Source organism: Streptococcus sp. NSJ-72 (assembly GCF_014334035.1).
GTDB lineage: Bacteria > Bacillota > Bacilli > Lactobacillales > Streptococcaceae > Streptococcus > Streptococcus constellatus.
This window is the reverse complement of sequence record NZ_CP060489.1, coordinates 640,412-657,200: the sequence shown is the minus strand read 5'-3', so window position 1 is coordinate 657,200 and position 16,789 is coordinate 640,412. Positions and strand designations below refer to the sequence as shown.

The 16,789-nt window shown below is 39.4% G+C and carries 16 protein-coding genes; 1 reads left to right on the top strand and 15 read right to left on the bottom strand.

The window, feature by feature from the left end:
- Nucleotides 1-88 precede the first annotated feature (88 nt).
- The 8 genes from nadE to H8787_RS03265 form a co-directional block, all read right to left on the bottom strand.
- Nucleotides 89-913, bottom strand: coding sequence for an ammonia-dependent NAD(+) synthetase (gene nadE / locus H8787_RS03300; RefSeq protein WP_187328224.1), 825 nt, complete (start codon nt 911-913; stop codon nt 89-91).
- Entirely contained in the window at nt 910-2,370 is a 1,461-nt protein-coding gene (locus H8787_RS03295) for a nicotinate phosphoribosyltransferase (protein ID WP_187328223.1), read from the bottom strand. Before H8787_RS03295 ends, nadE begins: the two co-directional genes overlap by 4 nt.
- A 270-nt stretch (nt 2,371-2,640) precedes the next feature.
- A complete protein-coding gene (locus H8787_RS03290) occupies nt 2,641-4,017 on the bottom strand; it encodes an amino acid permease (protein WP_187328222.1) in 1,377 nt (458 codons plus the stop codon).
- Nucleotides 4,018-4,189: 172 nt separating this feature from the next.
- Nucleotides 4,190-5,101, bottom strand: coding sequence for a thioredoxin-disulfide reductase (gene trxB, locus H8787_RS03285; protein ID WP_187328221.1), 912 nt, complete (start codon nt 5,099-5,101; stop codon nt 4,190-4,192).
- Between the two features lie 62 nt (nt 5,102-5,163).
- Nucleotides 5,164-5,388 (bottom strand): DUF4059 family protein, encoded by a 225-nt coding sequence (locus H8787_RS03280; protein WP_003070280.1) that lies wholly within the window; start codon nt 5,386-5,388, stop codon nt 5,164-5,166.
- Nucleotides 5,389-5,477: 89 nt separating this feature from the next.
- Complete coding sequence (locus tag H8787_RS03275; protein WP_049476974.1) at nt 5,478-6,221, bottom strand: amino acid ABC transporter ATP-binding protein; 744 nt, start codon at nt 6,219-6,221, stop codon at nt 5,478-5,480.
- Nucleotides 6,221-7,030 (bottom strand): amino acid ABC transporter permease, encoded by an 810-nt coding sequence (locus tag H8787_RS03270; protein ID WP_003070284.1) that lies wholly within the window; start codon nt 7,028-7,030, stop codon nt 6,221-6,223. Before H8787_RS03270 ends, H8787_RS03275 begins: the two co-directional genes overlap by 1 nt.
- 159 nt (nt 7,031-7,189) lie before the next feature.
- Complete coding sequence (locus tag H8787_RS03265) at nt 7,190-8,533, bottom strand: DEAD/DEAH box helicase (RefSeq protein WP_187328220.1); 1,344 nt, start codon at nt 8,531-8,533, stop codon at nt 7,190-7,192.
- A 152-nt stretch (nt 8,534-8,685) separates the two neighbouring features.
- On the opposite strand from H8787_RS03265, the gene pbp3 reads away from it, so the two are divergent.
- A complete protein-coding gene (gene pbp3 / locus H8787_RS03260) occupies nt 8,686-9,927 on the top strand; it encodes a D-alanyl-D-alanine carboxypeptidase PBP3 (RefSeq protein WP_187328219.1) in 1,242 nt (413 codons plus the stop codon).
- 89 nt (nt 9,928-10,016) lie between these two features.
- Here the strand turns inward: pbp3 and sufU are convergent, their stop codons facing one another.
- The 7 genes from sufU to H8787_RS03225 all read right to left on the bottom strand — a co-directional run bounded on the left by sufU (nt 10,017) and on the right by H8787_RS03225 (nt 16,745).
- Nucleotides 10,017-10,466 (bottom strand): Fe-S cluster assembly sulfur transfer protein SufU, encoded by a 450-nt coding sequence (sufU, locus tag H8787_RS03255; RefSeq protein ID WP_006270080.1) that lies wholly within the window; start codon nt 10,464-10,466, stop codon nt 10,017-10,019.
- Complete coding sequence (locus H8787_RS03250) at nt 10,453-11,685, bottom strand: cysteine desulfurase (RefSeq protein ID WP_187328218.1); 1,233 nt, start codon at nt 11,683-11,685, stop codon at nt 10,453-10,455. Before H8787_RS03250 ends, sufU begins: the two co-directional genes overlap by 14 nt.
- Before the next feature lie 8 nt (nt 11,686-11,693).
- A complete protein-coding gene (sufD, locus tag H8787_RS03245) occupies nt 11,694-12,962 on the bottom strand; it encodes a Fe-S cluster assembly protein SufD (RefSeq protein ID WP_048800821.1) in 1,269 nt (422 codons plus the stop codon).
- 39 nt (nt 12,963-13,001) lie between these two features.
- Nucleotides 13,002-13,772: a Fe-S cluster assembly ATPase SufC gene (gene sufC, locus H8787_RS03240; RefSeq protein ID WP_003070295.1), complete on the bottom strand. Its 771-nt coding sequence runs from the start codon at nt 13,770-13,772 to the stop codon at nt 13,002-13,004.
- Between the two features lie 92 nt (nt 13,773-13,864).
- Nucleotides 13,865-15,031, bottom strand: a complete 1,167-nt coding sequence (locus H8787_RS03235) for a glycosyltransferase family 4 protein (protein ID WP_150203091.1) — start codon at nt 15,029-15,031, stop codon at nt 13,865-13,867.
- Nucleotides 15,022-15,777, bottom strand: a complete 756-nt coding sequence (mecA, locus tag H8787_RS03230; RefSeq protein ID WP_003070299.1) for an adaptor protein MecA — start codon at nt 15,775-15,777, stop codon at nt 15,022-15,024. Before mecA ends, H8787_RS03235 begins: the two co-directional genes overlap by 10 nt.
- A 125-nt stretch (nt 15,778-15,902) precedes the next feature.
- On the bottom strand, nt 15,903-16,745 hold the full coding sequence (locus H8787_RS03225) for an undecaprenyl-diphosphate phosphatase (protein WP_187328217.1): 843 nt from the start codon (nt 16,743-16,745) through the stop codon (nt 15,903-15,905).
- Nucleotides 16,746-16,789 lie beyond the last annotated feature (44 nt).

The following is a 16,789-nucleotide window of genomic DNA, read 5'->3' as shown; positions in this document are numbered from 1 at the left end:
AAAGTTAGGCGCACCTAACTTTTTCGCTCTACATCTGATTTTAATAACCTACGGATTTAAAAAACGTAAGTTAGAACAATTCTTCTGCTTATTTCCAAAAATTATCGAAGATGGTAATTGGCAAATGACGTTTGTGCTCACCTTTTTTCCACCAAGATTCAATAGTCGCCTGTGCTTCTTCTGATACAGTTTTGCCTTCCAGATAATCATCAATTTCATTGTAAGTAACACCGAGAGCAACCTCGTCTGCAATCCCTGGTTTTTCTTCTTCCAGGTCTGCTGTCGGCACTTTCTCATAGAGAATGGGGTCCGCACCCAAGGCAGCCAATAGCTGTTTCCCTTGACGTTTATTGAGACGATAAAGTGGTAGAATGTCTGCACCACCATCACCAAATTTCGTAAAGAAAGCTGTCACATTTTCTGCAGCATGATCTGTTCCAATAACTGCCCCATTATAGGAACCAGCTAAAGAATACTGCGCAATCATACGGCTCCTCGCTTTGATATTGCCTTTATTGAAGTCTGAAACCTTAGCACCAGTTGCTCCCACAGCAGCTGTCATCGCATCTGCGGATTCCTTGATATTTACTACAAGGCTGACATCTGGTTGGATAAAAGCGAGCGCTCTTTGGGCATCAGCTTCGTCAGCCTGTACTCCATATGGTAAACGCACTGTGATAAATTGATAGTTATTATCGCCAGTCTCAGCTCGCATTTCTTCTATGGCCAATTGTGCTAAACGTCCTGCCAATGTTGAATCCTGTCCACCTGAAATTCCTAACACATAGGACTTCAAAAAGGAATGTTTTTTTAGATAAGCCTTTAAAAAATCAATAGACTTACGGATTTCTTCTTGTGGATCAATGACAGGTTTCACACCTAATTGCTGGATAATCGTTTCCTGTAAGGTCATTTTGTTTCTCCCATTTGGCTTGCTTTTTTGCGCATTTGATCAATCAAATCCACCTTATCTTGCCATACATCACGTGCCAAATCCACAGGATAATCTTGTGGATTGAGAACCCGTTTGTATTCATCCCACAACTTATCAAACTCTTTGCGAGCATATGTTTGGATTTCTGTTAAGTTTGGCAATTGGTACACAAGTTGACCTTGTTTAAAAATGTCTACCAACAGAGGTACTGCATCAAAATTTGTCACAGTTTTATTAATGTAAGTGTAAGTCGGATGGAACATTTCTAATGCTGTTATCGCATTGACATCTACACCGTCATAAGTGATGTAATCTCCTTCTGATTTCCCTTTTGCACGGCTAGTAATGCGCCAAACTTGTTTTTTACCTGGTGTTGATACTTTTTCCACATTATTAGAGAGCTTGATCGTATTGCGCAAATTGCCATTTTCATCTTCAATAGCCACAATCTTGTAAACTGCTCCCAGCGCTGGCTGGTCGTAAGCAGTGATGAGCTTCGTTCCGACGCCCCAAACATCAATTTTGGCTTTCTGCATTTTCAAGTTGAGGATTGTATTTTCATCCAAGTCGTTTGATGCATAGATTTTCGCATTTGGGAATCCAGCTTCATCCAGTTGCTGCCGGACTTTTTTAGAAATATAAGCCAAGTCACCTGAGTCAATCCGTACACCGAGGAAATTGATTTTGTCTCCCATTTCACGTGCCACACGAATAGCTGCTGGCACCCCCAGACGAAACGTATCATAGGTATCCACTAAGAAAACACAGTCATGGTGCGTTTCAGCATATGCTTTGAAAGCTTCATAATCATTACCATAGACTTGAACGAGCGCATGAGCATGCGTTCCCAAGACTGGAATATCAAAAAGTTTTCCAGCACGCACATTACTGGTTCCATTTGCTCCACCAATAACTGCCGCACGAGTCCCCCAAATAGCTGCATCCATTTCTTGTGCTCGGCGGGTACCAAACTCCATTAAAGGCTCATCTTCAATGACTGAGCGAATCCGGGCTGCTTTTGTCGCTACCAAAGTTTGATAGTTGACAATATTTAATAACGCTGTCTCCACTAATTGGCATTGGGCAAGTGGGCCTTCTACTTGAACAATTGGCTCATTGGCAAAGACCAAGTCGCCCTCTTGTGCAGAGCGTACTGTTAATTCCAATTTTAAATTGGCTAGATAAGCTAGAAATTCTTCATCATAGCCAAGAGAACGAAGATAGGCAATATCACTTCCTGAAAATGTCAAATGATTTAAATAATGGATCATCCGTTCCAAGCCTGCAAAAACAGAATAACCACTGTGAAAAGGCTCTTTGCGGAAGTATACTTCAAAAACTGCTCGTTTATTGTGAATATTTTTTCTAAAATAAACTTGCATCATGTTGATTTGGTACAAATCTGTATGCAAAGTTAAACTATCATCTGGGTACATAATGACTCCTTGTAAGATATATTTTCACTTATTATACCACAAATAAAAAGAGCAAGCGGAAATCTTGTCAATCTTTGAATGGCAAAAACAATTATTTTTAACTTTTAGTGATTATAAGATTGCGTTTGATTATATATTAGAATGTTTATCCATTACTTTTTTCATCAGAAACTTCTCCCTGTTGACAATCTCATTACCAATATAAAAAGCTAAGAAAGTCTTGAAACAACTTGAAAACATCGTATCATTTTTCTTAGCTTTATGACATATTTATTTTGATTTAAACTTCCATTGGCTGTACATTCCAAATCCAACTATCCAGATGGCTGATCCGATAGCACCCACAACAGTTGACTTTTGTAAAAAGAGCGTGACAAATACAAAAGCAAAGAAGAGTAAGGTGAGTGGGTTGAGAAATTTGTAAGCTGGCATTAGATAACCATCTGCCATAAATTCTTTTGATTTTCTGTATTTCAAGTGAGCAATCATAGTGAGGGCGTAGATAGCAATGTAAACACCTGATGAAGAGGCTGTAATCAAAACAAAAGAATCGGACACTCCCGGTAAAACCTTAATAAAAGCAGCCAATGCAATCACTACCGCTGATGTCAAAATAGCATTTTTCGGAACGTTCTGTCTGGATAATTTGCCAGCACCAATTCCATTCAGAAAGCGGTTTGGCGAGTCATGAGCAATTTGATACAAATGGCGTCCTGTTGAATACAAAGTAGAGTTCAAGGCCGAAGCGGCTGAGGTCAGTACCACAAAATTAATCAAAGCTGCCGCCCATTTAAGCCCTGCTAACTTAAATACGATAACAAAAGGAGAGTCTGTTGTTGCTAAATCTCTCCACGGGATGATCGCCATAATTGCCAAAAGTGAGCCACCATAGAACAAGACAATTCGTAAAGGAATTTCCTTTATTGCTTTAGGCAATACTTGACGAGGATTGGCTGTTTCTGAAGTCGTAATTCCAATAAATTCAATCGCCTGATAAGCAAAGAAAACCATTTGAAAACCCATGACAAAACTCATAAAGCCATTGGGGAAAAGTTGGAAATTTTGACTGATATTACTTAAACTGGCTACACCATTTGGGGTTTTAAAGCCTGTCAACACCATAAAAATAGCTGTCACAATCAAAGCAATAATCGCTACAATCTTAACCATGGCAAACCAAAATTCAACCTCGCCAAAGACTCGTACCGCAATCAGATTGACCATGCTCAAAATAGCAAGGAAGACAATTTGAATCAACCAAGCCGGCCAAGTTGGGAACCAAAATTGGACATATTGCGCAACTGCCGTGATTTCTGCCATACCAATAAAAATGAGGGAGATCCAATACGACCAGCCAGAAAAATAACCCCAGCCAGTACCAAGATATTTTGTGATGAAATTGATAAATGTATGCTGGTCTGGATCATAGTACAGCATTTCTCCAATCGCCCTCATCATCAAATACATAAAGACACCTGTCAACATATAAATGAGGATAATAGACGGTCCTGTCAGACTAATCGAACGTCCAGCTCCCAAAAAGAGACCCGTCCCAATAGTCCCAGCGATAGCTATAATTTGCACATGGCGATTTTGCAAACCACGTTCCATCTTGTTTTGATTTTTTTCAGAATGTTTATCACTCATACAAGTCTCCTTTTTACGTGAACTTTTCTATTGTACCACAATTCTGACAATTTCACTAGTCATTTATGAAGGCAGGAGAATTGAACAAGTCCAAAGAAGCACTCTTATTATCACTCCATCAGTGCATTGATGTGTTTTTGCTAATCAGAAAAGACTGGATATGAACCCAGTCTCAAAAATTCTCTGTAATATATTTATAAACTTCTTGTCCTGCGATTGCTCCGTCACCAACAGCTGTCGTTACTTGACGAAGGTTCTTTTCTCGAACATCACCAATGGCATAGATGCCAGAAATAGCCGTTTTCATATGATTGTCAGTCACAATCCAGCCAGCTTCATTGGTAATGCCCAAATCTTTGACAAACTCACTGACTGGCTCTAATCCAACATAGATGAAGACACCGCCAAATTCATGTTCAGATATTTCACCTGTTTTGATATTTTCTACTATAACGCTGCTAACACGCTTGTCTCCTTTGATTTCCTTCACAACTGAAGCCCAAATAAAGCGGATTTTTTCATTGGCAAATGCACGATCTTGAAGCACTTTTTGTGCACGGAGTTCATCGCGCCGATGAATAATCGTCACCGTTTTTGCAAAACGAGTCAAAAATACAGCTTCTTCCACTGCAGAGTCGCCTCCACCGACTACTAACAAATCTTCATCACGGAAAAAGGCACCATCACAAACTGCACAGTAGGAAACACCACGACTGTTGAGCTCTTCTTCTCCTAACACGCCAAGATGGCGGTGGAAAGCTCCCGAAGCAATGATAACAGTCTTTGTTTCAAAAACTTCATCTTCTGTGAATACTTTTTTCACATTTCCATGATCTTCAATCTTTTTAACATAGCCAAACAAATGCTCTACTCCCAATTTTTCGAGCGGTTCAAACATTTTTTCTGCTAGTTCTGGACCACTAATATTAGCATATCCAGGATAATTTTCAATATCTGAGGTATTATTCATTTGCCCGCCTGGAATGCCTCTCTCCAAAAGAGCAACTTTGAGGTTACTTCTAGCAGCATATAAAGCTGCTGTCATTCCCGCTGGTCCTGATCCAATAATAATTGTATCGTACATATCATCACTTCCTTTATTGTAATCACTGTTATTCTAACGTTAGTAGAGCTTTTTTTCAAGAATTATGCTTTTAAGACAAGTAAAATCCCCATCATAGCAAAAGATAAAATCGGAATTGTCATCACTGCGATTAGCAACATGTCATACAGATGAGCTTGTCGATCTCTGACCGTTTTATCAACACGCCGGACAGCGCGAAGGCCAATCCATAATCCTAAAAAACTCCCTACCAATAGTGCTGTAATCAGTAAACTCTCTAAATAAAGTATAAAAACTCGAAATAACATGTCATTCTCCCCATCAAATTAACTTTTACATAACATAAAATGCTTGAAATAAACCCAGCTAGCAAGAACTGAGCTTCTTTTTTATTATATCAAATATATGTCCGTTTGTAACTGGCAAAAAATTCTTTTGTGCGTTCTTCTTTAGGGTGGCTCATTATTTCTTCGGGAGTTCCCATTTCAATGATGTGTCCTTTATCCAAAAAGAGTACCTTGTCTGCCACTTGAGAGACAAAGGACATATCATGACTAACTAGAATCATGGTCTGACCAGCCTTGGCTGCATCTGCAATAGATTTTTCAACTTCTCCTACTAGTTCAGGATCCAGGGCAGATGTTGGCTCATCCAATAGTAACACATCTGGTTTCATCGCTAAAGCTCGTGCCAAAGCGACCCGTTGTTTTTGTCCACCTGACAGATGATGTGGATAGTGATTTTCACGATCCGACAGACTAACTTTTGCCAATTCTTCTTTGGCAAGATTCGTTGCTTCTTGGTCTGAGAATTTTTTTACAACCAACAAACCTTCTTTGACATTATCCAAAGCTGTCCGACGATTAAAAAGGTTAAACTGTTGAAATACCATCGCCAACTTTCGCCTCAAAGTTAGAATTTCTTCTTTGCTAATCTTGGAAAAATCAACTGTAAAATCATCAATTGTAATTGTTCCGCTATCTGGTTGCTCTAAATAATTCAAACTGCGTAAGAAAGTAGATTTCCCTGCACCAGATGAGCCAATCAAAGCAACTACTTCACCTTTTTGAATCTCTAAGCTAAGATTGTTTAAAACTATTTGTCCAGAAAAGGATTTGCTGAGATTTGAAATACGAATCATTAACGAACATCTCCTTTCGTTCGTATTTGTGGATTGAGATTATCAGGCACTTCAATCACCATTTTCTTTTCGATAAACCGCCCAAATAGTTCAATCACAATATTCACGCCCCAATAGACAAAAGCTACCGAGATAAAGCGCTCGAAGTAGCGGTAATCTGCACCGCCCAAAATCTGCGCTTGAGCAAAAATTTCCACAACTCCAGCACTGAAAGCCAGAGAAGTACCTTTGGTCAGACCAATCAGAGAATTAATTAGAGTCGGTGTAGCAACGACTGCTGCATTTGGGATAATGATACGACGATAAACTTGCCTATTTGTCATGCCCAAACTACGAGCCGCTTCGATCTCTCCATAATCCACTGATAAAATCGCTGCTCGAATAGTTTCGCTGGCATAAGCTGCTTCATTAAAGGCAAAAGCTACAATTGCAAATAGATAAGCTGGAATAGCATTTATATTTAGACCCGTACCGAATCGCAAGTTGATTGCTTTCAGAAGCAAAGGAATCCCATAATACGTTAGCATGAGCTGAACAAGCACAGGCGTCCCGCGCAGAAAGCTAACGAAAAAGGCTTGAAGAGGATACAAAATCTTCACACGATTGATTTTGACAATCGCAAAAATGAGAGCCAAAATCAAGCCAAAAAAAGCTCCTCCAAAAGTCAATAGCAAAGTTGTCGGTAATTTTTCGATAATTCTTGGCAGTCCGTCAAACACAGATCGCCAGCTAAAAAGCTGCCCGTCTGGAATTTTCTGAATCAATTCTTGATACCAATTAGACGCTAAAATCACTGTTGTAACAATCATTGTAACTTCTCTTTCTCAATAATGTCTAATTCTATCACAATTTTATAAATTCACCAATTATTTACTACGATAAAAATAGACTAGCAAGACTAGTCTATCACATTCGTTTTATAAAAAATAATTGTTTTTATTTATGAGAGTGATAAAGAAATTTTAAGACTAAAAGCTCTGACGTTTCGCTTTTCTTTCTGCACGACCGCGTGCTCGATTTTCAGCACGCCTGGTTTTTCGGCGTTTTTCATTGACAGCCCATTGAATTTTCTTTTTATAGCCCGGTTTGATTTTTTTCTTCTTCTTTTTAACCAAACCAATCATCTCTGTATCCAATTTTTCTTGGCGTTTTTCACGATTAGAACGACGATCTCGGTCATAAGTATCCTGAAACTCATCAGCTTTTATCATCTTAGGAATGAACTGAATTCCCAATTTCTCTAACTCGCGAATATCTGAATCATCACTTGGCTGATATAGGGTAATGGCAGTGCCTGGCAGCCCATTTCTACCTGTTCGGCCTACTCGATGAACGAAGAAAGATAAATCTTGCGGAATCGCATCATTGATAACATGACTGATCCCTTCAATATCAATCCCTCTTGCTGCTAGATCGGTCGCCACAATATATTCAAATTCCAGATTTTTCACTTGATTCATAATCCGTTTGCGCTCTCGCGGAGGAACGTCTCCGTGAATTTTAGCGACCTTAAGTCCTTGCGCTGTCAAATAACTGTGCAGCTCATCAGCTCGTGTTTTAGTATTAACAAAAATCATGGCTAGATAAGGCTGCAAAAGCTGAGTGATTTGGTAAATTTGCGCATTTTTATCCTGACCTTTAGTCGAAATCAGCCAGTTTTCAATCGTATCAGAGATGACTGTTTTGGTCTTGATCTGCTCTATGACAGGGTTTGATAGATATTTTTTTAAAAATGGCTGTAATTTTTGTGGAATCGTTGCTGAAAAGACTAAAAATTGCAATTCTTTTGGCAAACTGGACGCAATCTTATCCACTGTTTCTAAAAAGCCCATATCCAAGGTCATATCTGCTTCATCTACTACAAAGGTATTCGCCTTATGAATAGCCAAATCACCTGATTTCACCAAATCATAGATACGTCCCGGTGTTCCAATAACGATATGCGGCTGACTGAAAGCCAATTTCCCAATCTGACGATTTTTATCAGTCCCCCCAACATAATGAGCCACTCGAATTTCCTTATCAGAGAAAGTAGCAATTTGGCGTGCAGCTTGATAAATCTGCGTGGCTAATTCACGACTGGGAGCTGTAATGACAGCCTGAACATTATCTGCATCCTCATTCATCTTTTGAAAAATCGGTAATAAAAAAGTGTGGGTTTTCCCTGAACCTGTTTTGGACTCTCCAACTAGATCTCGACCCGCAAGTACGATTGGAATCAATTTTTCCTGTACTTCTGTCGCCTCGACAAAGTTCAAATCTATTAATGCCTCTTGAATATAATCTTTAAACTTAAATTCTGTAAATTTCATGTTTTCCTCTATTCGTTACTTGTCCTACCTATTATACCAGAACTTACTTTAAAAATAAAAACGAATCATTTCTTTTGTCATTTCCCGCCCTTTTCTATGAAGCTCTCTCTTTTTATGATACAATAATGTTAAGTTCACAAAAAGGGATTACCATGAAAAAATTTATTATTACTCTTGTAACAACTCTCTTACTTATCTTAACTCCTACTGTTTGGGCCGATAATTTTGACGTAGGCGCCAAGCACGCTATTGCGGTTGATGCTACAACTGGAAAAATCTTGTATGAAAAAGATGCTGATCAGCCAGTTGAAGTTGCTTCTATTACTAAATTGCTAACAGCTTATTTGGTCTATGAAGCCATTCATCAAGGAAAGTTCACTCTACAAACCCCAGTGGATATTTCTGACTATCCTTATCAACTAACCGTTAATCCAGATGCCAGTAACGTTCCGTTGGAAGCAAAACGGTACACTATCGAAGAACTATTAGAAACTTCCTTAATAGCCAGTGCCAATAGCCCAGCGATTGCTTTGGCTGAGAAGGTCGCAGGTAGTGAGAAAAAATTTGTGGATTTGATGAAAGCTAAATTACAACAATGGGGAATCAAAAATGCCACTATTGTCAATGCTTCTGGACTTAAAAATTCTGTTTTAGGAGAAGAACATATTTATCCTGGTTCAAACAAAGATGATGAAAATAAATTGAGTGCTTATGATATTGCAATTGTTGCTCGTCGTTTAATTCTTGATTACCCAGAAGTTTTAGAAATTACCAAAAAAGCTACATCTAACTTTGCAGGTATGACGCTTACATCATCCAATCATATGCTTAAAGATATGCCGGCTTTTCGAGCTGGAGTGGATGGTCTAAAAACTGGTTCTTCTGATAAAGGAGGAACTTCCTTTGTCGGAACAATCCAGCAGAGAGGCATGCGTTTGATTACAGTCCTTCTCAATGTCGATCATGCAGATAAAGATGAAAACGCCCGTTTCACAGCTACTTCTAGGTTTATGTCTTATATTTATCAGCAATTTACTGTCCAAACTCTTGTAAAAAAAGGTAAAGCCTATGATAAAAGTTCTGCTCGCATTATCAACGGTCAAAAAGATGAAGTCACTGCCGTTGCAAGTAAGAAACTCACTATTGTGCGGAGATACAATCATAAAAAACCTACTGTCCACTTTACAACCGATAAAAAAGGGTATCCTACGCCTTTAAAAAAGGGTGTCGTTGTTGGAAAATTGACCTATACAGACAATGATTTGATTGGAAAAGGCTATCTTGACAAGAAACCACCGACTATTTCCATGCTTTCAGCAGAAAGAATAGAACGCCCCTTCTTCCTCAAATCTTGGTGGAATGAATTTGTCCAATATGTCAATGAAAAATTATAAAAAATCGCGATAATGCACCGCACCCCAAAAGTTAGACAGAAAAAATCTAACTTTTGGGGTGCGGTGCATTTTTTATTTAACCTCAATTATTAATCTTTTTCAGACTTTTCAGCTTCTTCAATTGCCTTTTTAAGAGCATTCCAGCCTAAGGTTGAGCATTTAATACGCTGAGGAAATTTAGCAACACCAGCCAAAAAAGCTGCATCTCCCAATTCCGCTTGCTGCTTATCTTCTTTCCCTTGAACCATTTGAGAGAAAATCTCTGCCAACTTTAGTGCTTCATACTTCGTCTTCCCTAGGACTACATCAGTCATCATACTAGCTGATGCTGTAGAAATACTGCAACCAGAATTCACAAATGCAATATCCTCAATCACTCCCTGCTCATCAAACTGAACCGACAGACTGATGACATCTCCGCAGGTAGGATTATTGAGATTCACTTGCTCCACTCCTTCCAAACGACCTTGATGATGAGGGTGAGCTGAATGATCCGTCACAACTGCCTTATAAAGGCTATTTAGTTTAGAAAGTGCCATCGAAAAACTCCTTTGTTTTCTGCAAAGCTTCAACGAGCTTATCACAGTCTGCTTTGGTATTATACATATAAAAGCTAGCTCGAACAGTCGCTACCACCCCTAGGTAACTCAACAAGGGTTGAGCGCAGTGATGTCCGGCTCGTACAGCCACGCCTTCATAATCCAGAGCTGTTGCTACATCATGGGGGTGAAGACCAGCTAGATTAAAAGAAATAACACCTGACCGCTGAGCCAAATCCTCCAAACCATAAATGGTGAGACCCTCAACAGCTTGTAATTTGGGAAAGACATAAGCCAGTAATTCTTGCTCATATTGATGAACAGTTTCCATTCCGATCTTATCCAGATAATCAATAGCGGCAGCTAAACCAATAGCTCCAGCTATATTGGGCGTGCCTGCCTCAAACTTCCAAGGGAGCTCTTTCCATGTTGCTTTCTGCTCATAAACAAAATCAATCATTTCCCCGCCAAATTCTACCGGAGGCATTTGATTCAAGAGTTTCTCTTTTCCATAAAGCACACCGATACCCGTCGGACCTAGCATCTTGTGACCTGAAAAAGCAAAGAAATCAACATCCAAGTCTTGAACATCAATCTCCATGTGAGGTACAGATTGGGCTCCGTCCACTACCAAAAGAGCATCTGTCTGATGCACTAGCCCTGCTATTTCTTTTATAGGATTCACCACACCTAATACATTAGAAACGTGAGCCAAGGCAACAAACCGCGTCTTTTCAGTCAATTTTGACTGAAAGTCAACAAGGTCTAACATGCCGTCTTTCAAATAAGCATAAACCAATCTGGCACCTGTTTTCTGACAGGCTTCTTGCCAAGGAATGATGTTAGAATGGTGTTCCATAACAGAAATCAGCACTTCATCTCCTGGCTGCAACACACTTTCAGCATAGTGCGCCACCCAATTGAGCCCAGTCGTCGCACCTCTCGTAAAGAGAACTTCTTTCGTTGAAGCAGCATGGATAAAAGAGCGCACTCGTTCCCGCGCAGCTTCATAAGCTGCCGTTGCCTGCTCAGCTAGCGTATGAACACCACGATGAACGTTGGCATTATCTTTTTCGTAATAATCCGTAATTGCTCCTAAAACCTGCCTTGGCTTTTGAGTCGTTGCTGCATTATCCAAATAAACCAGTGGCTCATCATTGACGATCTGATCCAAAATCGGAAAATCTTTCCAAAGGACTTCTACATCAAGTTTAGACATTTCTTTTCCTATCTTTTATTTTTAGCTAAAATTTCATCAATAGTTTCAATCATCTCAACACGGACTTCTTTGACCGGAACTTCAACGATAACAGAACCTAAGAAACCACGCACGACTAACCGTTCTGCCGTTGCCTGATCTAGCCCTCGACTCATAAGATAGTACATATCTTCTGGATCTACCTGACCGATAGACGCCGCATGCCCTGCTGTCACATCATTTTCATCAATCAAAAGAATAGGATTAGCATCTGAACGTGCTTTGTCAGACAACATGAGCACTCGACTTTCCTGTTGCGCATCTGCCCCCTTAGCTCCCTTGATAATGTGACCAATTCCGTTAAAAGTCAACGTTCCCTTTTCCAAAATCACTCCATGTTGGAGGATATTGCCGATCGAATTGCAGCCGTAATTGGTGACGCGACTGTCAATCCCCTGAATCTGCTTACCACGAGAGAGAGCCACCACTTTCATATCTGCATGACTTCCGCGCCCAAACAAATCACTGTCAAAATCAGCAATCACATTCCCTTCATTCATGACTCCAATCGCCCAATCAATCATAGAATCATCGTCCAACTTGCCCCGACGACTAATATAAGCGGTCACATTTTCTCCTAGTCGATCAATAGCTGAAAACTTAATCTGAGCTCCTGTTTGGGCAATGACTTCCACCGTGATATTTGCTGTCGCAGAAACACTGCTAGAACCATAAGTTTCCAACCGTTCTAAATAAGTCACTTTAGAATGTTTTCCTGCGATAATCAGAATATGCTTGTTAAATGGCACATCACTTTCACTATCTTGGTAAAAAATGCCTTCAATGGGCTGATTGATTTCAACATTATCCGGAATATATAGCACCGCTCCACCATTGAAATAAGCTGTATGGTAAGCTGCTAGCTTATCTTCGTCATATTTAACAGCAGACATAAAATGTTTCTCAATGATTTCTGGAATTTCCTCAAGAGCAGAATAAAAGTCTGTGAAGATGACACCCTGCTCCGCCAAGTCAGCCGGCAATTGCTCTAAAACAGTCTGCGTTCCAATCTGAACTAATTTCAAATGATTATCCAGTGCTGTAAAATCAGGTACATTTGCAAGAGATTCACTTTCTGAAAGCGTGCCGTCTCCCAAGTTCCAGCGGTGAAATTTCACGCGCTCAATGATTGGTAACTTCAACTCTTCTATTTTATCAAAAGCAGCTTGACGAAGATTCGCCAACCACTCAGGCTCCGCATGCATTTGTGAAAAATGTTTAATGGTTTCTTTTGTCATTTCATTCTCCTATCTTTTTCAAGCAAAAAGAAGGGGTAACTAAACTTCTTCTTGGTAATCAAAACCAAGTTCTTCAGCTAATTTGGCATAGCCTTCCTGCTCTAAACGAACAGCTAAGTCTGGGCCACCTGAAGCCACTATTCGCCCATCCATCATAACATGCACCACATCAGGCGTAATGTAATTCAACAAGCGTTGATAGTGCGTAATAATCATAGCTCCAAAATTTTCACCACGCATGGCATTGACACCCTTAGATACCACTTTCAGCGCATCAATATCTAATCCAGAGTCAATTTCATCCAGTAGCGCAAAAGTTGGCTCTAGCATCAACAATTGCAAGATTTCATTGCGTTTCTTTTCACCGCCAGAAAAGCCTTCATTCAGATAACGCTCGGCCATTTCCTCTTTCATATTCAGCAATTCCATCTTTTCGTCCAATTTCATGATAAAATCACGAACAGAAATTTTTTCGTCGTCTTCTTTACCTGCATTCATAGCTGCACGCAAAAATTCTGCATTGGTAATACCTGGAATTTCACTTGGGTACTGCATAGCAAGAAAAAGCCCCATACGAGCTCGTTCGTCCACATCCAGTTCTAAAACATTGACACCATCGAGCAGAACCTCCCCTTCGGTTACCTCGTAATTTGGATTTCCCATAATGGCGGCTGATAGAGTTGATTTACCTGTCCCATTTGGGCCCATAATCGCAGCTACTTCTCCTGTTTTAAGAGTCAGATTAACTCCTTTTAAAATTTCCTTTCCTTCGATTTCTACGTGGAGATCCTTGATTTCTAAGACAGACATGGTAAATTTTCCTTTCTTTGTAACCATAATATACCTTATAAGTATAGCAAAAAAAAGCCAAAAAGGCTTTTATTTTGTTTTAATTTAAGATTCTATTTCTTTTTTCTATTTCTGAATTTTGTACGAATTTCTTCTCGATAAGCAGAATTTCCAATGAACCGAAGAACATTAAGGAGTGGTGTCCGATTTTGACCCAAAACACCGATAAGTTCCGATAAAAGTTCCACTCCAAAGAGCAGACTAATCACTAATAGTACACCACCAATTCGACTTGAAACATTTAGCAAAAGAGAAATCATGGCAAAAATCATCGAAATGCCATAAATAACCAAGACTGTCCCACGATGGGTCAAGCCCAAAGAGAGCAGGCGATGATGAAGGTGACGCTTATCTGGCGTATAAAATTTTTGACCAGATAAAGTTCTACGCACAATCGCTAAAAATGTGTCTGTAATCGGCACACCCAGAATAATCATCGGAGTAATCACCGCGACGGCTGTCGCATTTTTCAAGCCTTGCAGTGACAAAACAGCAATCATAAAACCGATAAACAGTGCTCCCGTATCACCCAGATAAATAATAGCTGGGTGATAATTGTAAGGAAAAAATCCCGCGATAGACATGACCAGAACAAAAATAGTTAAGGTTAAAAACACATTGTGATCCGGCAAGAAAAAATAAGAAACGATCCCCATTGTCACCAGCGAAATAATCGATACACCACTCACTAATCCGTCTAACCCGTCAATCAAATTGACGGCATTGGTAATCGAAATAATCCAGATAACCGTCAAAATAAAAGATAACCAAGGGGCAAAGTGCAATAGTGGTCCGCCAAAAGGAATTTTAAAATGATTCAAACGGAAATCAGTCAATAACCAAATCAAACTGGCAGCCAACACAATTCCTGACATCTTTGCTAAAGGCTTCAACTCTTTCACATCATCAATAAGCCCTGTTAAAGCAATGATACCGCCGCCTGAGACAACCGGCCAAATATAATCAAAATAACCCTTTCCATGAAAGGTCGCTTGCACAATCATCGGCATAAAAACAAGTGTAGCAACCGAGAAAGAAATGACAATCGCTAAACCTCCGCTGCTTGGCATTGGTTTTTTGTTGATTCTTCGAGCATTGGGATAATCAACCGCGCCTATCTTAAATGCCAATAGACGCACTAAAGGTGTGAGAATTACACCAATAAAAAAGGTTCCAAGCAACACCAAAATGAATTTTAAAGGGAAAGGAATCATGAGCATTTAACCTTTTGAAGACTGGCAACCGCCTCGTTGACAAGCAATAAATAACCATGCTCTTGCAAAACAGCTCTTGTCACATCTGTGTCTTCCGCATGTTCACGCATAGAAGCCAAAAGCCAAGCTGGATAACGCTTAGGATGTCCTTCAATATCAACCAAGATTGTTAAATAATAGTAACCATCCATTTTGTACAACTCCGAAGTGTTAACAGCATAGTCTACTGTTTTAGAAAAGACAATCGCTTCTTTCAAGCTGGAAAATTTCAAGATATAATAGATATATTTTTGAGTAAGGTCGTCACTGTTTTCTTCTTGATCTTCTATGTCAGAAGTGCTCATATTATTTTCTGCTTCTGCCGTTTCCAAAGACCGAACAGCTTCAATATCGTCTTTGCTTTTCTCAAAAATATTTTTTTCTAATGTCTTTAAAAATTCATCTGGAGACATTTGAGACAACTCTTCTACATCTGGTAAATCTGCCAAATCATCAAAGTTCAGATTCTTATCAATCTTAGACTTGGTGACAAAAACATCCAGTCGGTCTGGTTTAGGAGTTACACGAAAACTGAGCATACCGCTATCCAAAAAACTCTCTGGCATTTCCAACTCATCTAAAATTGCATAGAAAAACTCTTCTGTCTTTTCTTGCGGAACGAGAAAATCTGCCATCTCCATTCCACGTTCTTCTAAATCTTCTAATTTTATTGTGATCTTAATCGTTGTATCACTAATTTGCTTCATTTCCATCGCATTACCTCATACTTCTAGTCTTTTCATTATACTAAAATTTCGTCTTTTTTACAAAAAATAGACAGCTTTTGTTTTCTTTGACGAACTAAAAAACTCAACAAAAACTGTTGAGTTTTGAATACTTAAAAAATAGCTTTAAAGATTCCGTACACGATAAGCAAAACACCGAGCCCGATACGATATTTCCCAAAGATCGTAAAGTCGTGCTTTTTCACATAATCCGTCAAGAAACGAATCACATAGAGACTGACCCCGAACGCAACGCCCATTGCTACAAGCAGCAAGAAGAATTGCCCAAATCCAAGTGTGTTTCCTTTGATGATAAACTTCAAAATCTTCCAAGCACTTGCACCAAACATAACAGGAATCCCTAAGAAGAAGGTGAACTCTGTCACCACGGAACGACTAGTACCATTTAAAAGCCCTCCTACAATCGTTGCTCCAGAGCGACTGGTACCAGGAAAGAGTGACAATACTTGAAATAACCCAATGTAGAGAGCAGTTTTATAAGGCAATCGATCTAAGCTGGTAATTGTCGGTTCTACGTTTTTATTACGTTTTTCCAGTAAAATGAAAGCAACACCGTAGATAATCAACATACAAGCAACAGAAATGAAGTTATAAAAATGTGCATCAAACCAATCATCCAAAGGTAAGCCAATAATGGCAGCCGGCGCAGCTGCAATCACCACTTTCGCCCATAATTGCCATGTTTTCTGCACTTCACGCGCTGTCTTTCCCGACTTAAAGGGATTTAATTTATCAAAATAAATCACGACAACCGCTAAAATCGCTCCTAATTGGATTACAACATTGAACATCTCCATAAAGGCAGCATTCTGATTTTTATACTTGATAAACTCCTGTATCAAAATCAAGTGACCTGTGCTAGAAATAGGCAACCACTCTGTAATTCCTTCCACAATCCCAAAGATGATGGATTTTAAAATTTCAATGATAAACATGTTTTTCTCCTAAGATTGATTTGTTTCATTATAGCATAATTTCA